Raw genomic sequence first — 14,530 nt, forward strand, 5'->3', positions numbered from 1 at the left:
TCCTCTTGACGTACAAAAAATTACCGCAAGGGGCCAATATGTAACAAAGGCTCTTCTTGCGGTTCGATAAAATGGTGGGATTCAAAAAATGGGGTTTCGTCTATAGACGTATGATAGTGCTGAGCAATTTTCTCAAAAACGCGGCGTGACGCCAGATTCTCTGGGTCCACCGTCGTTTGCAAATAACGAATATGTGCTAAATGCGGCCGCTGTAATAAATGTTCTAACATACGCGAAGCTAACTGCTTGCCTCGCGCAGATTTTGCTACAGCTACCTGCCAAATAAAAAGCGTATCAGAGTCTTGTGGTAATCCATATGCAGAAATAAAGCCGATTAGCTTTTGCTTGTCATACGCTACCACACAGCTTTCAGCAAAATGCGTACACAATAATAGATATAAGTAAGTGGAATTTCTATCCAAGGGAGGACAGTGCTCAATTAGTTGCTGAATAGCAATGCCGTCCTCCGAAGTAGGCGCCCTAAACTGAATAGGGCTGTCATCAGGGTCACTAGATATAAGGGGGTCAGAAATAATCATTAAACCACTAGGCCTGATTCAGGAGGCACGGCTCCCACAGGCAAATCTAATAGCGCGGAGTCGCTTGGCTCGGTGACGATTTCCGTCTCGGAGTCCAGCAAGGCCACGACCCGCTCTAACGCGGTAGTGATTTGCAACTGCTCCGACTCAGGCAACTGTTGCAAAGCCTCGCTAAGCTTTTGCTGCAATGGCGACGGCGTTTGCTGTGCTAGTGTGCGACCCGCATCGGTCGCACTCACAAACACAATACGACGATCCTCGCGACTGCGCTCTCGGTTAACTAACTGTTTATCCTCAAGACGATCCAAAATCCCTACGACAGTGCTTGGGCTCACATGCATTTCTCGACTGATTGCCGTTGCGGTTAATGGACCTTTTTCTATCACCGTGCGTAAGCACACCAATTGCGGTGCCGTAATATTGCTGCCCGCAGAAAGCTGACGCGAATGCAAAGCAATAGAACGAGTGATGCGGCGTAGCGCCCGCAAAATGCGTAGGTCGTATTGGTCTTGGGTTTTCATTTATCGTTCATATCCACAACAAAGAAAATGATTTCAACTCAAATCATATCTATTGAAATCATTTAAGTCAAACAAAAAAAGACCGCTCTGTAAGCGGTCTCAATAAAAAAGAACTCGTACTTGTTAAGCCGTCCCCCCTACGGTTAAGCCATCAATGCGGATAGAAGGCATGCCCACGCCCACTGGAACGCTCTGCCCATCTTTACCACATGTGCCCACCCCAGAGTCTAAACACATATTATTTGCAATCATGGAAACTTGATTCATGGCTTCGATACCAGAACCAATTAACGTCGCGCCTTTGACGGGATGCACGAGTTTTCCATTTTCAATTAGCCATGCCTCAGAGGCGGAGAACACAAACTTACCACTGGTAATATCTACTTGACCACCACCAAAATTGGCCGCATAAATCCCTTTGTCCACCGAGGCAATGAGCTCATCGGGATGATAAGTACCGTTTAACATATAGGTATTAGTCATGCGTGGCATAGGCAGATAGGCGTATGATTCTCGGCGCCCATTCCCAGTTACAGGCATACCCATCAAACCCGCATTGAGCTGATCTTGCATATAGCCTGTTAAAATACCGTCCTCAATCAACACATTATGCTGAGTGGGGTTGCCCTCGTCATCGATGTTTAATGAGCCACGACGATCTGCCAAGGTTCCATCATCAATTACCGTAACGCCCTTAGATGCTACCTGCTCCCCTATGCGCCCAGAAAACACGCTCGACCCTTTGCGGTTAAAGTCTCCTTCTAGGCCATGTCCTACCGCCTCGTGCAATAAAATCCCCGGCCAGCCCGCTCCTAGCACCACTGGCATTTCTCCTGCTGGGGCAGGTTCCGCATCTAGGTTAACCAAAGCCTGATTTACCGCCTCATCGACATAATGCTGCAAAATCGCTTCATCAAAATACCCTAGATCAAAGCGACCACCCCCACCAAAGCTCCCGCTTTCACGACGACCATGACGCTCAGCAATTACCGTCACTGATAAACGAACCAGAGGACGGATATCCGCTGCTAAACGTCCATCGCTGCCCACAATGAGCACTGTGTCACATGTCGCCCCTAAGCTCGCCATCACTTGCACCACCTGTGGATCTTTGGCGCGAGCCATTTTTTCTACTTTTTCTAAAAGCGCAACTTTTTCTGGAGCGGTCAAACTATCGACTGGATCATTCGGTACATACAAAAGGGGGCGATCCACAGTACGCGCCAGCAATGCTGGCACGCTGCCCTGCTGCCCTTGGCGCGCAATCGTACGTACAGCATGAGCAGCGCCAAGCAAAGCATCTTTACTCAGCGTATCCGAGTAAGAGAATGCTGTTTTTTCTCCACTGATAGCGCGAACACCAACCCCTTGTTCTATGTTAAAGCTGCCCGTTTTAACAATCCCTTCTTCAAGGCTCCAGCCCTCGCTTCGGGAATACTGAAAATATAAATCGGCATAGTCCACGCGATGCGCAAAAATTTCAGACAAGCTCTGTTGTAAGTCTTGCTCTGTTAACCCCCAAGGTGTTAACAACACCGATTTTGCCGTAGCTAGCGTATCGATCGCCAACTGTGATGTCATGTAATGTCCTTTTCTTTCAATAAAGCGACTTGCCGATGCTGTAAAGCGGGCAAGTTTTGACGTATTTCTTGGATGCGTTCTCGGTTAATGGAGTGACAAATAAAACCTGCTTCGGTTTCCCATACGCCCAGTTTTTCACCCCACGGATCAATCAGCATAGTATGCCCCCAAGTACGACGCCCGTTTTGATGGCGCCCCCCTTGTGCGGGAGCCAGCACGTAGCATTGATTTTCTATTGCTCGTGCCCGCAATAAAATATCCCAGTGGGCTTGGCCAGTGGTATAGGTAAAAGCCGAGGGCAATACCAACATATCAATCGCCCCCATTGCCCGAAATAGTTCAGGAAAACGTAGATCGTAGCAGATTCCCAGCCCAATGTTTCCATAAGGGGTAGGTATTACAGTGGGGGCAATTTCTCCAGGCACAATGGCTTTCGCTTCATCATAGCTTTCCTCGCCGCGCCTAAAACTAAAAAGATGAATCTTATCGTAGCGACCAATGCACTGCCCTGCTGGGTCATAAACCAAGCAACTATTATAAAATCGCCCCGCCTCTTCTGAGCGCAAAGGCAACGTTCCACCAATTAAATAAATACCATGTTGTTTTGCTGCCTGGGCCAAAAACTGCTGAATCGGCCCTGAACCAAAGTCTTCAGCATAGGCATTTTTATCTTGGTCACGTAATCCCAAAAAACAAAAATATTCGGGTAATGCCACGATTTTTGCACCGGCTTGTACAGCTTGTTTAATCCAATAGTGCGCCTGCTGCAAATTATCCATCAAATCTGCAGAGGAAACCATCTGTATCGCGGCAACGGCAAATGAAGAGGGGGTATGCTGGCTCATGATTGACTCGATATAAACACTTTGCAAAAAATTAAAAAATTATATATATTTTCATGTTTATAGAAATAGCGTTAAAATACGCATTATGGCGATAAAGCCAATTTATTTTTTAATAATGATATAACTGACACAGGAAAACTAATGCCTCAAGAATCCTTTCTTACTGAAAAGCAGGAAATCGAAAAGCAAATTCAAAAGCTCCAACGCAAAATGCGTACCCTGCACTCTCGTCAGCGTCGACCCGTGATCAACTCCATCGTACGCTCCATGCAAGAATACGAGATCACTCCCGAAGAAATAGCTCAAGCCTTTGAGCGTCGTCAAAAACGTGCAATAACGGCTAGTAAGGCTCCGGCGCGCTATCGCAACCCACAAACAGGTGACACGTGGACTGGTCGCGGTCGCCCCCCACGCTGGATCACCGATGCTGAGCAAAACGGTCAGAGCCGTGAGCAGTTTTTAATTAAAGATTAATAAGATTCTTTAATAACCTCTTATAAGCGCAATCTAATTATGATTGCGCTTTATCTTTATATATTGAGTTTTCCCATTGAGCCCCGGAAAATCCGTAAATGCCGCTTTGGCTAAATAAGGCATCACCTGGATTAAATCATCACTATTGCTTTTGTTTATAACGCGAACACGATATATCTCAGCCAAATGATTTGCCTTATCTCGAATCGTAACCTCTAAAGTATTAGCATATATATTCGTGGGCACCGTAACCAGACGCGGCCCAAACACCACTCCCCCACCAAAACCACCAAAATGGCCAAAACCACCCCACACAGAGCCATAAGGATAGACGCCATCATAAAAAGGATCAGCATAACGCTCCACCCACTCCTGTTGCATCGGGTTGTCATAATCCAGCTGTACTACTAAGCGACTGGTATTATCCCCTTCTACTAAGCCTACGGCACCTAAAGCTACACGTACGTTATCCGCAACACTTTGAAATATTAAGACACTTCTATCATCCCTGGGGGGTTCAATAAAATAGCGCGCAGTAAAAGCGTCTGCTGGCCACTGCTGAAACGTCGTGACTTTAGCCGACCAAGTATTCGCACACCCACCCAGCAATACCAGTGTTGCTAAGAGCATCATCAAACGCCAACGCCATCTACGAAATACAATAAAACGACTCAGCATCGTTACTCCTTTAATTGAGCGAAGGGACTACAATACTCATACTACCGTTTTTTATTTTTTCTACCTAATACTTGACTATGAATCAAACCATTTTTCGTGATGCATACCGCCCTTATCCCTACCATATTCCACATCTTTGGTTACGCTTTGATCTGGGCTTAGCAAAAACCACGGTGCGTAGTCGGTTCACAGTACAAACAGAGCAACCGGGCACGCCATTATGTTTAGATGGCGAAGACATCCAGTTACTAGGTATTTGGGTAGATGGGCAACCCCTCAAGCCCGAGCAATATGATCTTGATCATCATGCGCTGCGTATTCCCTTAACACAAGCCTCACACCAAATCGAAATTGAAAGCATCTGTGAGCCGGCAAAAAATACGACGCTCATGGGGTTATATCAATCAGGACAACAGCTTTTTACGCAATGTGAGGCCGAGGGTTTTAGACGTATTACTTGGTTTGCCGACCGCCCCGATGTGCTGAGTCGCTATACGGTCGAGCTTGTAGGGGACAAAAGCCAGTTTCCTTATTTATTATCTAACGGTAATCTCATCGAACAAGAAGACCTTGCCAATAACCAGCATCGTGCACTCTGGGAGGACCCTTTCGCTAAACCCTCTTATTTATTTGCAATTGTAGCGGGCGATTTTGATTGTCGAGAACAAGTGATTCAAACCCAATCGGGGCGCTCTGTCACCCTGCAACTATATAGTGATAAAGGCGACTATGACAAAACCGAATGGGCAATGCAAAGTTTAATTCAAGCCTTACGTTGGGATGAGCAACGCTTTGGCCTAGAGCTAGACTTGGATCGCTATATGGTGGTTTCTGCGGCAGACTTTAATATGGGTGCCATGGAAAATAAAGGGCTCAATGTTTTTAATGCGGCCTACGTACTCGCTCAACCAGAAACCACAACTGATCAAAGCTACCAAGATATCGAAGCCGTCATCGGCCATGAATATTTCCATAATTGGACAGGTAACCGTGTAACGTGCCGAGACTGGTTCCAGTTATCCTTAAAAGAAGGCCTCACCGTTTTTCGGGAGCAAGCATTTAGTGCAGACCGCATGGCCCATGGTTTAACCGGTGCCGCAGCCCTAAGCGCACAGGCGGTAAAGCGTATTGACGATGTCAGCCTATTGCGGCTTGCTCAGTTCCCCGAAGACGCCGGCCCTATGGCGCACCCCATTCGCCCGAACAGTTACGAAGAAATCAGTAATTTCTATACCGCTACGATTTATGAAAAAGGGGCAGAAATTATTCGCATGTTTCATACACTGCTGGGTGAAACAGGATTCCAAGCGGCTCTGCGCACCTATTTTGATCGATTTGATGGTCAAGCTATTACTTGCGATGATTTTATGCAGGTCATGGATGAGCAGTACCAAGCACAATTTCCGGGTTTAACATTGGCTGCCTTTCGTGGCTGGTACGAGCAAGCCGGCACGCCTAAAGTCAGCGTTCATTTACATTATGATGCGGCCCAACAACGCGCCTGCTTAACGCTCACACAACAAAACCCACCCGTAGGTATCGAACTACTCGAACAACCTATTCGCCCTAAAGCCCCATTACTTATCCCTTTTAAGCTAGGCTTTTTGCAACCCAATGGCACCCCCTTAGTCGTAGAGCACGAAGGGCAACGCCAGCATGAGTTTCTTTTGCGTCTGGATCAGGAACAACAACAGTTTCATTTTGAACAGGTCAGTGCTCGCCCCATTTTATCGCTCTTGCGTGATTTTTCCGCACCGATACAAGTGGACTACACCTACTCCACCTCGGATCTCATGACCCTTGCCAAAGCGGACGATAATGCTTTTGCCCGCTGGCAAGCAATCCAAGAGCTTGCGCAGCAAACCTTATGTGCGCCCTCCGCGACACAAGCCGATTTACAGGTCTTAATTACGGTTTGGGAACAACTACTGCAAGATAAACAGCTCTCCCCAGCCTACCTAAGCCGTGCTTTAGCCCTCCCATCGGTGCGCCAGCTACTGGCACAGCAACGCCCCATGGATCCGCATGCTCTGACTCAAAAGCATCGTCACATTGAACAGCAACTGGCACAACATTTTCAGCAGACATGGTTAACGTTATACCAGCAGCTCACACAACGCCTACCCACTCAGTATCGTCCTTGTGCAAGCGATGCCGGCTTACGCGCCTTACGCAACCTTGTTCTCAAGCAGCTTGTTTTAGCTCAGCATCCTGATGCCTTCGCCCTCGCTCAAGAGCAATATCAAAAAGCAAATAATATGACCGATCAATGGGGAGCCTTTAATGTGCTAGTTCACTATGCCCCACCAGCGTTACGCCAGCAGCAACTGCTCCAATTTTATGAGCAGTGGCAGCACAATGCCTTAGTGATCGACCGCTGGTTTGGCGTCCAAGCCACAGCCCCCTATTTTGATGTGGCACAAGCGCAGGCCTTGAGCCAACACCCAGCGTTTCATTTGCGTAATCCGAATCGCGCACGTGCCTTGATTTTCCAGTTTTGCACTCATAACATAACAGCTATACACACCGAAGCCGGTTATGATTTTTGGCAACAGCAGGTTCTGGCTTTAGATGCGCTCAACCCCGAGATCGCCGCTCGCTTATGTCGTGTCTTTGATAATTGGGCTCAATATGTGGAGCCCCTACGCAGCCAACTAAAACAACGCCTACAATCCATCGCCGCCCACCAGCCGCTCTCAACTAATGTGAGCGAAATCGTGCGTAAAGCACTTACTATTGAATAAGACTATGTATTTGAAAAAAAACCTCACTCATTATCTTGTGGAGCAACAACGTCAACATGGTGTCGTCACCGCTGACGTCCGCTTGTTATTGGAAACCGTTGCCCGTGCTTGTAAAGCCATCAGTCATGCTGTCAGCAAAGGAGCGCTTGGTGGTGTGTTAGGGAGCCTAGAGAGCGAAAACGTTCAGGGCGAAGTCCAAAAAAAACTGGATGTGATTTCGAACGAAATTTTGCTCGAAGCCAATGAGTGGGGGGGAAACCTTGCCGCCATGGCCTCCGAGGAAATGGATACTCTGCACCGTATCCCCGCCCATTTTCCTAAAGGAAAAAACCTATTGTTATTCGATCCTTTAGATGGGTCTTCAAACATCGATGTCAACGTTTCTATTGGTACGATTTTTTCCGTGCTACAGCTCCCCGAAGAAGCGAACACTCGCGATGTACAAGAGGCTGACTTTCTTCAACCTGGAGTCAAACAAGTCGCTGCCGGTTATGCGGTTTATGGTCCACAAACCATGCTGATTTTAACGGTTGGAGCAGGTGTAGTCGGCTTTACTCTGGATAAAGAAACCGGCTCTTGGGTGCTAACCCACCCTGCCATTCGCATCCCCGAAGAGACCGCCGAGTTTGCTATTAATATGTCAAATCAGCGTTACTGGGAACCTGCTATTCGTCATTACATCGAGGACTGCTTAAAAGGCAAAGAAGGGCCTCTGGGTAAAAATTACAATATGCGTTGGATAGCTTCGATGGTGGCAGATGTGCATCGTATTATGTGCCGTGGCGGGATTTTTATGTATCCACGTGACCAACGCGAATCCGTGCGTCACGGTAAACTACGTCTTATGTATGAAGCAAACCCCATGAGCTTTTTAGTAGAGCAAGCGGGTGGTGCCGCTATCGATGGCGAGCAGCGCATTTTAGAAATTGAGCCCAATGCTTTGCATCAGCGCGTAGGCGTTATCTTAGGCTCAAAAAACGAGGTTCAACGTGTACAGCAGTATCATCTAAAACACTCCTAAGCCTCTTTAAGCAAAAAGCTTGGCATCAAGAAAAAACCCATTCCTTGGAATGGGTTTTTTGCTTTTAGTCCAAAGTTAATATGGTTGCTCCTGTGGTTTTGCCTGCGGCCAATGCCTCATGCGCTTTAGCAACCTCTTGTAGTGCAAAACGCTGTCCAATATTAATTTTAATCTGCCCCGCTACCACTAGATCAAACAGCTCCGTTGCCGCGGACTGCATGCTTTCTTGGGTTGCCACATAGGTTCCAACCATTGGACGCGTCACATACAATGATCCTTTTTGTGCCAGAATCCCTAAATTCACCCCAGTAACAGGCCCCGAAGCATTGCCATAACTCACCATTAAACCGCGTGGCTGTAGACAATCTAATGAGCGCTCCCACGTGGCCGCCCCTACCCCATCATAGACCACTGGTAGCATTTCCCCTTGGGTGAGCTCACGCACCCGCTCAACCACATCCTCGGTTTTATAGTTAATCACTTCCCACGCCCCATGCGCTTTAGCTAAGGCGGCTTTTTCCGCACTGGATGTGGTGCCAATCAGTTTTACACCTAGCGCTTTGGCCCATTGGCAAGCAATTAAACCCACGCCCCCAGCCGCTGCATGAAATAAAATGGTCTGCCCCGGTTCTAAGCGATAAGTTTGTCTAAACAAATACTGCACGGTTAAGCCTTTGAGCATCATGGCCGCCCCCTCTTCGAAGCTGATCTCATCTGGTAACTTCACCACTCGATCAGCAGGCAAGCAATGCATTTGTGCATAAGCGCCTAATGGCCCCTGTCCATATGCCACACGCTCCCCCACCTGCACATGGGTCACATCCGCTCCTACGGCCTCTACCACGCCGGCCCCCTCAAAACCCAATCCATGCGGTAGTTCCCCAGGGTAAAGCCCGTCTCTATAATAAATATCAATAAAGTTCAAGCCCACCGCTTTATTCCGCACCACGACTTCATCTGCTTTGGGGGTTGGTACGGGTACATCCACCCATTGCATGACTTCAGGGCCACCGTTTTTTTCAATACGAATTGCTTTCATCGTGCTCGTCATCGTTTTCTCCTGATGCTGTCTATTGGCGATTAATACATACGACTTCTATCCACTAAACCACTGACTGGCTGATTTTGCAAAAGGGCTTGCATTTTTTGATGGATCTGTTGTGCTGTGGGCTCACGCAGTGACACACCAGAAATATGAGGTGTGACATGAATACGGGGGTGTCGCCAAAAAGGATGTGTCTGCGGCAATGGTTCTATATCAAACACATCGAGCAAAGCACCCGTTACATGCCCTGATTCAAGCATATGAATCAGGTCTTGTTCTACAATATGAGGGCCTCGCGCCATATTGATCACAAAGCCTTGGGGCTGTAACTGCGCCAACGCCGCCTGATTAATAATACCGCGCGTCTGTGGTGTCAATGGCAGCACATTTATCAACACACGGCTTTGTTGTAAAAAGGCTGAAAACTGCTCCTGCCCTGCAAAAAACTGGATTTCTGACTTTGCAGCGCGAGCCGTACGTGTCCACACAGATACGGGATAGCCCAGCTGATGTAGTACTTGTGCGACCTGACGCCCAATTTGTCCATAACCCATTACGCCCACAGGCCATTGTTTTCTATAAATAGGCTCTTGTTGTAACCATTGTTGCTGAGCCTGCTGCTCTACATAAGGCGCAAAGCGTTGTGTCGCAAGCAACATGCCATAGACCGCATATTCAGCCATTTGCACTGCCATACCCGCATCCTCAACGCGATAAACGGGCACAGAGTCTGGAATTTGGCTAAAATCAATACCATCCACGCCAGCGCCAATGTTAAATATGGCTTGTAAACTGGGTTGGTCCTGAAACAGTTGTACCGAAGGCCGCCAGACCACGGCAAAATCAGCTGGTGCTTGATCTGCTTGTGGCTCCCAAGCGAAAAACGACCAGTCTGGCTGCAGCTGTTGAAAAACCTCTACCCATCGTTGGTTGGACTCAGATCGACCCACTGCCACGACTACGCTAGGCATATAACCTCCTTAAAGTGTTACCATAATGGATTTTATCCATCTCGTTATACAATAAGATCATATTTACTACACCGCTTTTATCAGTGTAGTCCACACTCGGGCTTAAGCACGGATTCCCTTACCGCGCTTAACACTTTTCTATCCACTTTTACTTTTGGTACTTGTTATGGCTGGTCACAGTAAATGGGCTAATATCCAACATCGCAAAGGACGTCAAGACGCAAAGCGCGCGAAAATCTGGACTAAAATCATCCGCGAAATTACGGTCGCGGCACGCGAGGCAGGCCCTGACCCCGAGTCGAATCCACGCTTACGTTTAGCCATGGATAAGGCCACTGCCGCCAACATGCCTAAAGACAACGTTAACCGCGCCATCCAGCGCGGCGCAGGTGGTGCCGATGAAGGCAACTACGAAGAAGTACGTTACGAGGGTTATGGTGTAGGCGGCGCTGCCGTCATTGTGGATTGTTTAACCGATAACCGTAACCGTACAGCTCCCGAGGTCCGTCACGCTTTTAACAAACATGGTGGCAACCTAGGGGTAGATGGCTCCGTTGTTTTCCAGTTTAAACATTGTGGACAGTTTATCTTTGCCCCTGGCACCAGCGAGGAGGCCGTGATGGAGGCAGCCCTAGAGGCCGGTGCCGAGGACGTAATTACCGACGAAGAGGGCTTGATCGAGGTCATCTGTGCCCCCTCTGATTTCAGTGCCGTAAAAGATGCATTTGCCGCAGCGGGGCTAACACCAGAGGTCGCCGAGGTCACCATGAAAGCAGAAAACGAAACCGAGCTCGAAGGCGAAGATGCCATCATGATGCGCAAGCTGCTTGATGCTTTAGAGTCTCTTGACGATGTCCAAGAGGTCTACACCACAGCTGTGATGGACGAAACCGAATAATATTGACTGATCAATCTACTACCCTCTTTATTCCATTATGAAGCTATTAGTTATCGGCGGTGGCGGCCGTGAACATGCCTTGGCATGGCGCCTCACTCAATCACAACGCGTACAATGCGTTTTTGTTGCTCCTGGCAACGGCGGCACCGCCCTTGGTGAGCGCATGCAAAACATAGCAATCACCGAGGTTGCCGAGCTGGTTCAGTTTGCCCAAGACAATCAGATCGCCTTTGCTGTCGTCGGCCCCGAAGCCCCCTTAGCCGCTGGAGTAGTTGATGCGTTTCGTGCTGCTGGACTCAAAATCTTTGGTCCTACCCAAGCCGCTGCACAACTAGAAAGCTCTAAGGAGTACGCTAAAGACTTCATGCAGCGTCACCAGATTCCCACAGCAGCCTATGCCACATTTACCGATTTAGAGCAGGCTAAAGCTTATATCCGTGAACAGGGTGCTCCTATCGTGGTCAAAGCAGACGGTCTTGCCGCTGGTAAAGGGGTAATTGTCGCCATGACCGAAGCCGAGGCCTTAGCTGCGGTTGAAGATATGCTTGGCGGAGGCGTTTTTGGCTCGGCGGGGGCACGCGTCGTTATCGAAGAGTTTCTTACTGGTGAAGAGGCTAGCTTTATTGTGATGGCCGATGGCAAGCATGTCTTACCCATGGCCACCAGCCAAGACCACAAACGCCTTAAAGATAACGACCAAGGCCCAAACACAGGTGGTATGGGCGCCTATTCACCTGCCCCCATCGTCAGCCCCACCTTGCACAATCGCATTATGCGCGAAGTCATTCATCCCACGCTACAGGGTATGGCTAAAGAAGGCATTCCTTATACTGGCTTTTTATATGCAGGGCTAATGATTGGCGATGGTCCAGATGCCACACGCCCTCTTAAAGTACTGGAGTACAACTGTCGCCTTGGTGATCCCGAAACGCAACCCATTATGATGCGTATCAAAAACGACCTAACAGAGGTCTTTGAGCTTGCTTTAGCAGGCAAACTGGATCAAGCCCATATCGACTGGGATCGACGTACCGCTATCGGCGTCGTCATGGCCGCGGCTAACTACCCAGAATCCCCCCGTCTTGGTGATACGATCCAAGCTTTACCGGCCGATTCAGATAGCTGCATGGTCTTTCATGCGGGTACTACCTTAGATAATGGGGTACTAAAAACCTCAGGTGGGCGCGTATTGTGTGTCACGGCACTGGGCGACTCCATTCGGCGTGCACAACAAACCGCTTACGCCACAATATCTGACATTCATTTTGATGGTAAACAGTTCCGCAGTGATATTGGCTGGCGCGCTTTACCAACCAACGAATAATTATGACAAGTTTCTCTGTACAACCGGTTTATGACTATCTAACAGGGTTACAAGAGGCCATCATCCGTCAACTCGAAGCGGCGGATGGGGCTTCTTTTGTTACCGATCGCTGGGAACGCGAAGAAGGCGGTGGTGGCATTTCTCGCTATCTAGAAAATGGGCAGCTTTTTGAGCGCGCCGCCGTCCTATTTAGCCATGTAAAAGGCTCTCAGCTTCCTCCTTCTGCTAGCGCACAGCGACCTGAACTAGCCGGTCGCCCTTGGGAAGCCATGGGGGTATCTTTGGTGATTCACCCACGCAACCCCTATATCCCCACTACCCATATGAATGTGCGCATGTTTGTAGCACACTCTACCAACGAGACGCAGGAGCCTGTGTTTTGGTTTGGTGGCGGCATGGATCTCACCCCGTACTATCCCTTTTTAGAAGACGTAGTACATTTTCATCAAACTTGCGCAGACTCACTGGCCCCTTTTGGCCCAGATAAATACCCCGCTTATAAAAAATGGTGTGATGATTACTTTTATTTAAAACATCGCCAAGAAACCCGAGGGATCGGTGGTATTTTCTTTGATGATTTAAATACCCCTGACTTTGAACAAAGCTTCGCTTTAATCCGTTCAGTCGGTGACCATTTCACCAAAGCTTATATGCCTATCGTTGAAGCACGTCGTCATCTGGAATACGGCGAGCGCGAGCGCGATTTCCAAGCATATCGCCGAGGCCGCTATGTGGAATTCAATCTGGTCTTTGATCGCGGCACCTTATTTGGTCTGCAATCTGGCGGGCGCACTGAGTCCATTCTTCTTTCTATGCCTCCGATGGCCGCTTGGCGTTATTGTTGGAACCCTGAGCCCAATAGCCCTGAGGCTAAACTGTACGACTATTTAAAACCACGCGAATGGCTAAAAAACGCATCGGACTCTTAGGCGGGAGTTTTGATCCGGTACATGTTGCGCATCTGGCTTTAGCTCAAGCTGCGCAACAGCAGCTACGCTTGGACGAGGTCCAATTCATCCCCGCCGCCCAGCCTTGGCAAAAATCACAGCTCGGCGCAAATAGCACACATCGTGTAGCGATGCTCGAGCTTGCCACCCAGCCTTACCCGACATTTAGAGTCAATACAACCGAAATCCAACGGGGTGGGCCAACGTACACATACGATACGGTGGCAACCCTTCCTGCTTCGGCTCACTATTTCTGGTTGCTGGGTGCAGACCAACTCCAAAACTTTACCAGCTGGCATCGTTGGCAAGATATTTTGCAACATGTGGATCTTGCTGTAGCGCAGCGCCCGGGTAGTGCGCTCACCCCGCCAGAGCAATTGTCTCACTACTTAACCGAACACAATAAAAACATTCACTATATAGACTTTAAACCCAGCCCAATTTCCGCTACGCTGATACGAGAACGGCTACATCAAGATCAGTCCGTGGCGCAACTAGTGCCAGACAGCGTTTTGCACTACCTGACTCAACACCAACTTTATCAGCCATGAAAACACTTATGAACATAGAAGATCAACTCCGTCTTGTGGTCGATGCCCTCGAAGACGTCAAAGCCAAAGACATTAAAGCTTTTAACACCTCTAAACTCACCGGTTTATTTGATCGTGTTGTGATTGCTAGCGGAAACTCCAATCGCCAAACAAAAGCCTTAGCTGAAAGCGTGATTGCTGCCGCCAAACAAGCTGGTTTATCTGTGCTGGCCTACGAAGGAGCAGACACAGGAGAATGGGTTTTAGTCGATCTAGGTGACGTGGTTATCCATGCTATGCAACCGGCAATACGCGATTACTACAACCTAGAAGAAATTTGGGGTGAGGATCCCATTGAGTTGGACCTTAAGGTCGATCAAATGCCTAACCTATCGGATGACTAACTCAACGC

15 protein-coding genes are annotated in these 14,530 nt (G+C 48.5%); 8 read left to right on the top strand and 7 right to left on the bottom strand.

Features of this window, described 5'->3' with window-relative positions; translation table 11 throughout:
• Positions 1-20 precede the first annotated feature (20 nt).
• From ectA to ABD980_RS03035, 4 genes are all read right to left on the bottom strand, one after another.
• Positions 21-539: a diaminobutyrate acetyltransferase gene (gene ectA, locus ABD980_RS03020; RefSeq protein ID WP_300647234.1), complete on the bottom strand. Its 519-nt coding sequence runs from the start codon at positions 537-539 to the stop codon at positions 21-23.
• On the bottom strand, positions 539-1,060 hold the full coding sequence (locus ABD980_RS03025; protein ID WP_300647235.1) for a MarR family winged helix-turn-helix transcriptional regulator: 522 nt from the start codon (positions 1,058-1,060) through the stop codon (positions 539-541). Before ABD980_RS03025 ends, ectA begins: the two co-directional genes overlap by 1 nt.
• 123 nt (positions 1,061-1,183) lie before the next feature.
• On the bottom strand, positions 1,184-2,641 hold the full coding sequence (gene tldD, locus ABD980_RS03030; RefSeq protein ID WP_300647236.1) for a metalloprotease TldD: 1,458 nt from the start codon (positions 2,639-2,641) through the stop codon (positions 1,184-1,186).
• Positions 2,638-3,486 (bottom strand): carbon-nitrogen hydrolase family protein, encoded by an 849-nt coding sequence (locus ABD980_RS03035; protein WP_345369497.1) that lies wholly within the window; start codon positions 3,484-3,486, stop codon positions 2,638-2,640. Before ABD980_RS03035 ends, tldD begins: the two co-directional genes overlap by 4 nt.
• Positions 3,487-3,627: 141 nt before the next feature.
• On the opposite strand from ABD980_RS03035, the gene ABD980_RS03040 reads away from it, so the two are divergent.
• Complete coding sequence (locus ABD980_RS03040; RefSeq protein WP_345369499.1) at positions 3,628-3,960, top strand: H-NS histone family protein; 333 nt, start codon at positions 3,628-3,630, stop codon at positions 3,958-3,960.
• A 33-nt stretch (positions 3,961-3,993) separates the two neighbouring features.
• On the opposite strand, the gene ABD980_RS03045 is transcribed toward ABD980_RS03040, so the two are convergent.
• Positions 3,994-4,638 (bottom strand): DUF4136 domain-containing protein, encoded by a 645-nt coding sequence (locus ABD980_RS03045; protein WP_345369501.1) that lies wholly within the window; start codon positions 4,636-4,638, stop codon positions 3,994-3,996.
• 77 nt (positions 4,639-4,715) lie between these two features.
• On the opposite strand from ABD980_RS03045, the gene pepN reads away from it, so the two are divergent.
• Together pepN and ABD980_RS03055 are read left to right on the top strand one after the other, a co-directional pair.
• The gene (pepN, locus tag ABD980_RS03050; protein WP_345369503.1) at positions 4,716-7,382 is read left to right on the top strand and encodes an aminopeptidase N; all 2,667 of its coding nucleotides are present in this window, start codon (positions 4,716-4,718) and stop codon (positions 7,380-7,382) included.
• Between the two features lie 4 nt (positions 7,383-7,386).
• Entirely contained in the window at positions 7,387-8,403 is a 1,017-nt protein-coding gene (locus tag ABD980_RS03055; RefSeq protein ID WP_260650908.1) for a class 1 fructose-bisphosphatase, read from the top strand.
• Positions 8,404-8,467: 64 nt separating this feature from the next.
• Here ABD980_RS03055 and ABD980_RS03060 read toward each other — a convergent pair whose 3' ends face one another.
• The gene (locus ABD980_RS03060; protein WP_260650907.1) at positions 8,468-9,454 is read right to left on the bottom strand and encodes a quinone oxidoreductase family protein; all 987 of its coding nucleotides are present in this window, start codon (positions 9,452-9,454) and stop codon (positions 8,468-8,470) included.
• 29 nt (positions 9,455-9,483) lie between these two features.
• Entirely contained in the window at positions 9,484-10,419 is a 936-nt protein-coding gene (locus ABD980_RS03065; protein ID WP_345369506.1) for a 2-hydroxyacid dehydrogenase, read from the bottom strand.
• A 166-nt stretch (positions 10,420-10,585) separates the two neighbouring features.
• On the opposite strand from ABD980_RS03065, the gene ABD980_RS03070 reads away from it, so the two are divergent.
• From ABD980_RS03070 to rsfS, 5 genes are read left to right on the top strand one after another with little or no spacing between them, the layout of a single operon-like run.
• Positions 10,586-11,317, top strand: a complete 732-nt coding sequence (locus ABD980_RS03070) for a YebC/PmpR family DNA-binding transcriptional regulator (protein WP_300647243.1) — start codon at positions 10,586-10,588, stop codon at positions 11,315-11,317.
• 37 nt (positions 11,318-11,354) lie between these two features.
• Positions 11,355-12,641: a phosphoribosylamine--glycine ligase gene (gene purD, locus ABD980_RS03075; protein ID WP_345369508.1), complete on the top strand. Its 1,287-nt coding sequence runs from the start codon at positions 11,355-11,357 to the stop codon at positions 12,639-12,641.
• Between the two features lie 2 nt (positions 12,642-12,643).
• The gene (gene hemF, locus ABD980_RS03080) at positions 12,644-13,570 is read left to right on the top strand and encodes an oxygen-dependent coproporphyrinogen oxidase (protein WP_345369510.1); all 927 of its coding nucleotides are present in this window, start codon (positions 12,644-12,646) and stop codon (positions 13,568-13,570) included.
• Positions 13,543-14,139, top strand: a complete 597-nt coding sequence (nadD, locus tag ABD980_RS03085; protein ID WP_345369512.1) for a nicotinate (nicotinamide) nucleotide adenylyltransferase — start codon at positions 13,543-13,545, stop codon at positions 14,137-14,139. Before hemF ends, nadD begins: the two co-directional genes overlap by 28 nt.
• 8 nt (positions 14,140-14,147) lie before the next feature.
• The gene (gene rsfS, locus ABD980_RS03090; protein WP_260650901.1) at positions 14,148-14,522 is read left to right on the top strand and encodes a ribosome silencing factor; all 375 of its coding nucleotides are present in this window, start codon (positions 14,148-14,150) and stop codon (positions 14,520-14,522) included.
• The last annotated feature ends 8 nt before the right edge of the window (positions 14,523-14,530 follow it).

It is taken from the genome of Paenalcaligenes hermetiae (assembly GCF_039543645.1).
In the GTDB taxonomy this organism is placed as follows: Bacteria; Pseudomonadota; Gammaproteobacteria; order Burkholderiales; family Burkholderiaceae_B; genus Paenalcaligenes; species Paenalcaligenes hermetiae.

Excerpts from the sequence above, each read along its gene's own strand:
- hemF (WP_345369510.1), top strand. The coding sequence starts at position 12,644 with ATGACAAGTTTCTCTGTACAACCGGTTTATGACTATCTAACAGGGTTA.
- tldD (WP_300647236.1), bottom strand. The coding sequence starts at position 2,641 with ATGACATCACAGTTGGCGATCGATACGCTAGCTACGGCAAAATCGGTG.
- ABD980_RS03035 (WP_345369497.1), bottom strand. The coding sequence starts at position 3,486 with ATGAGCCAGCATACCCCCTCTTCATTTGCCGTTGCCGCGATACAGATG.
- ABD980_RS03055 (WP_260650908.1), top strand. The coding sequence starts at position 7,387 with ATGTATTTGAAAAAAAACCTCACTCATTATCTTGTGGAGCAACAACGT.
- ABD980_RS03065 (WP_345369506.1), bottom strand. The coding sequence starts at position 10,419 with ATGCCTAGCGTAGTCGTGGCAGTGGGTCGATCTGAGTCCAACCAACGA.
- nadD (WP_345369512.1), top strand. The coding sequence starts at position 13,543 with ATGGCTAAAAAACGCATCGGACTCTTAGGCGGGAGTTTTGATCCGGTA.
- pepN (WP_345369503.1), top strand. The coding sequence starts at position 4,716 with ATGAATCAAACCATTTTTCGTGATGCATACCGCCCTTATCCCTACCAT.
- ABD980_RS03070 (WP_300647243.1), top strand. The coding sequence starts at position 10,586 with ATGGCTGGTCACAGTAAATGGGCTAATATCCAACATCGCAAAGGACGT.
- ectA (WP_300647234.1), bottom strand. The coding sequence starts at position 539 with ATGATTATTTCTGACCCCCTTATATCTAGTGACCCTGATGACAGCCCT.
- purD (WP_345369508.1), top strand. The coding sequence starts at position 11,355 with ATGAAGCTATTAGTTATCGGCGGTGGCGGCCGTGAACATGCCTTGGCA.
- rsfS (WP_260650901.1), top strand. The coding sequence starts at position 14,148 with ATGAACATAGAAGATCAACTCCGTCTTGTGGTCGATGCCCTCGAAGAC.
- ABD980_RS03060 (WP_260650907.1), bottom strand. The coding sequence starts at position 9,454 with ATGACGAGCACGATGAAAGCAATTCGTATTGAAAAAAACGGTGGCCCT.
- ABD980_RS03045 (WP_345369501.1), bottom strand. The coding sequence starts at position 4,638 with ATGCTGAGTCGTTTTATTGTATTTCGTAGATGGCGTTGGCGTTTGATG.
- ABD980_RS03040 (WP_345369499.1), top strand. The coding sequence starts at position 3,628 with ATGCCTCAAGAATCCTTTCTTACTGAAAAGCAGGAAATCGAAAAGCAA.
- ABD980_RS03025 (WP_300647235.1), bottom strand. The coding sequence starts at position 1,060 with ATGAAAACCCAAGACCAATACGACCTACGCATTTTGCGGGCGCTACGC.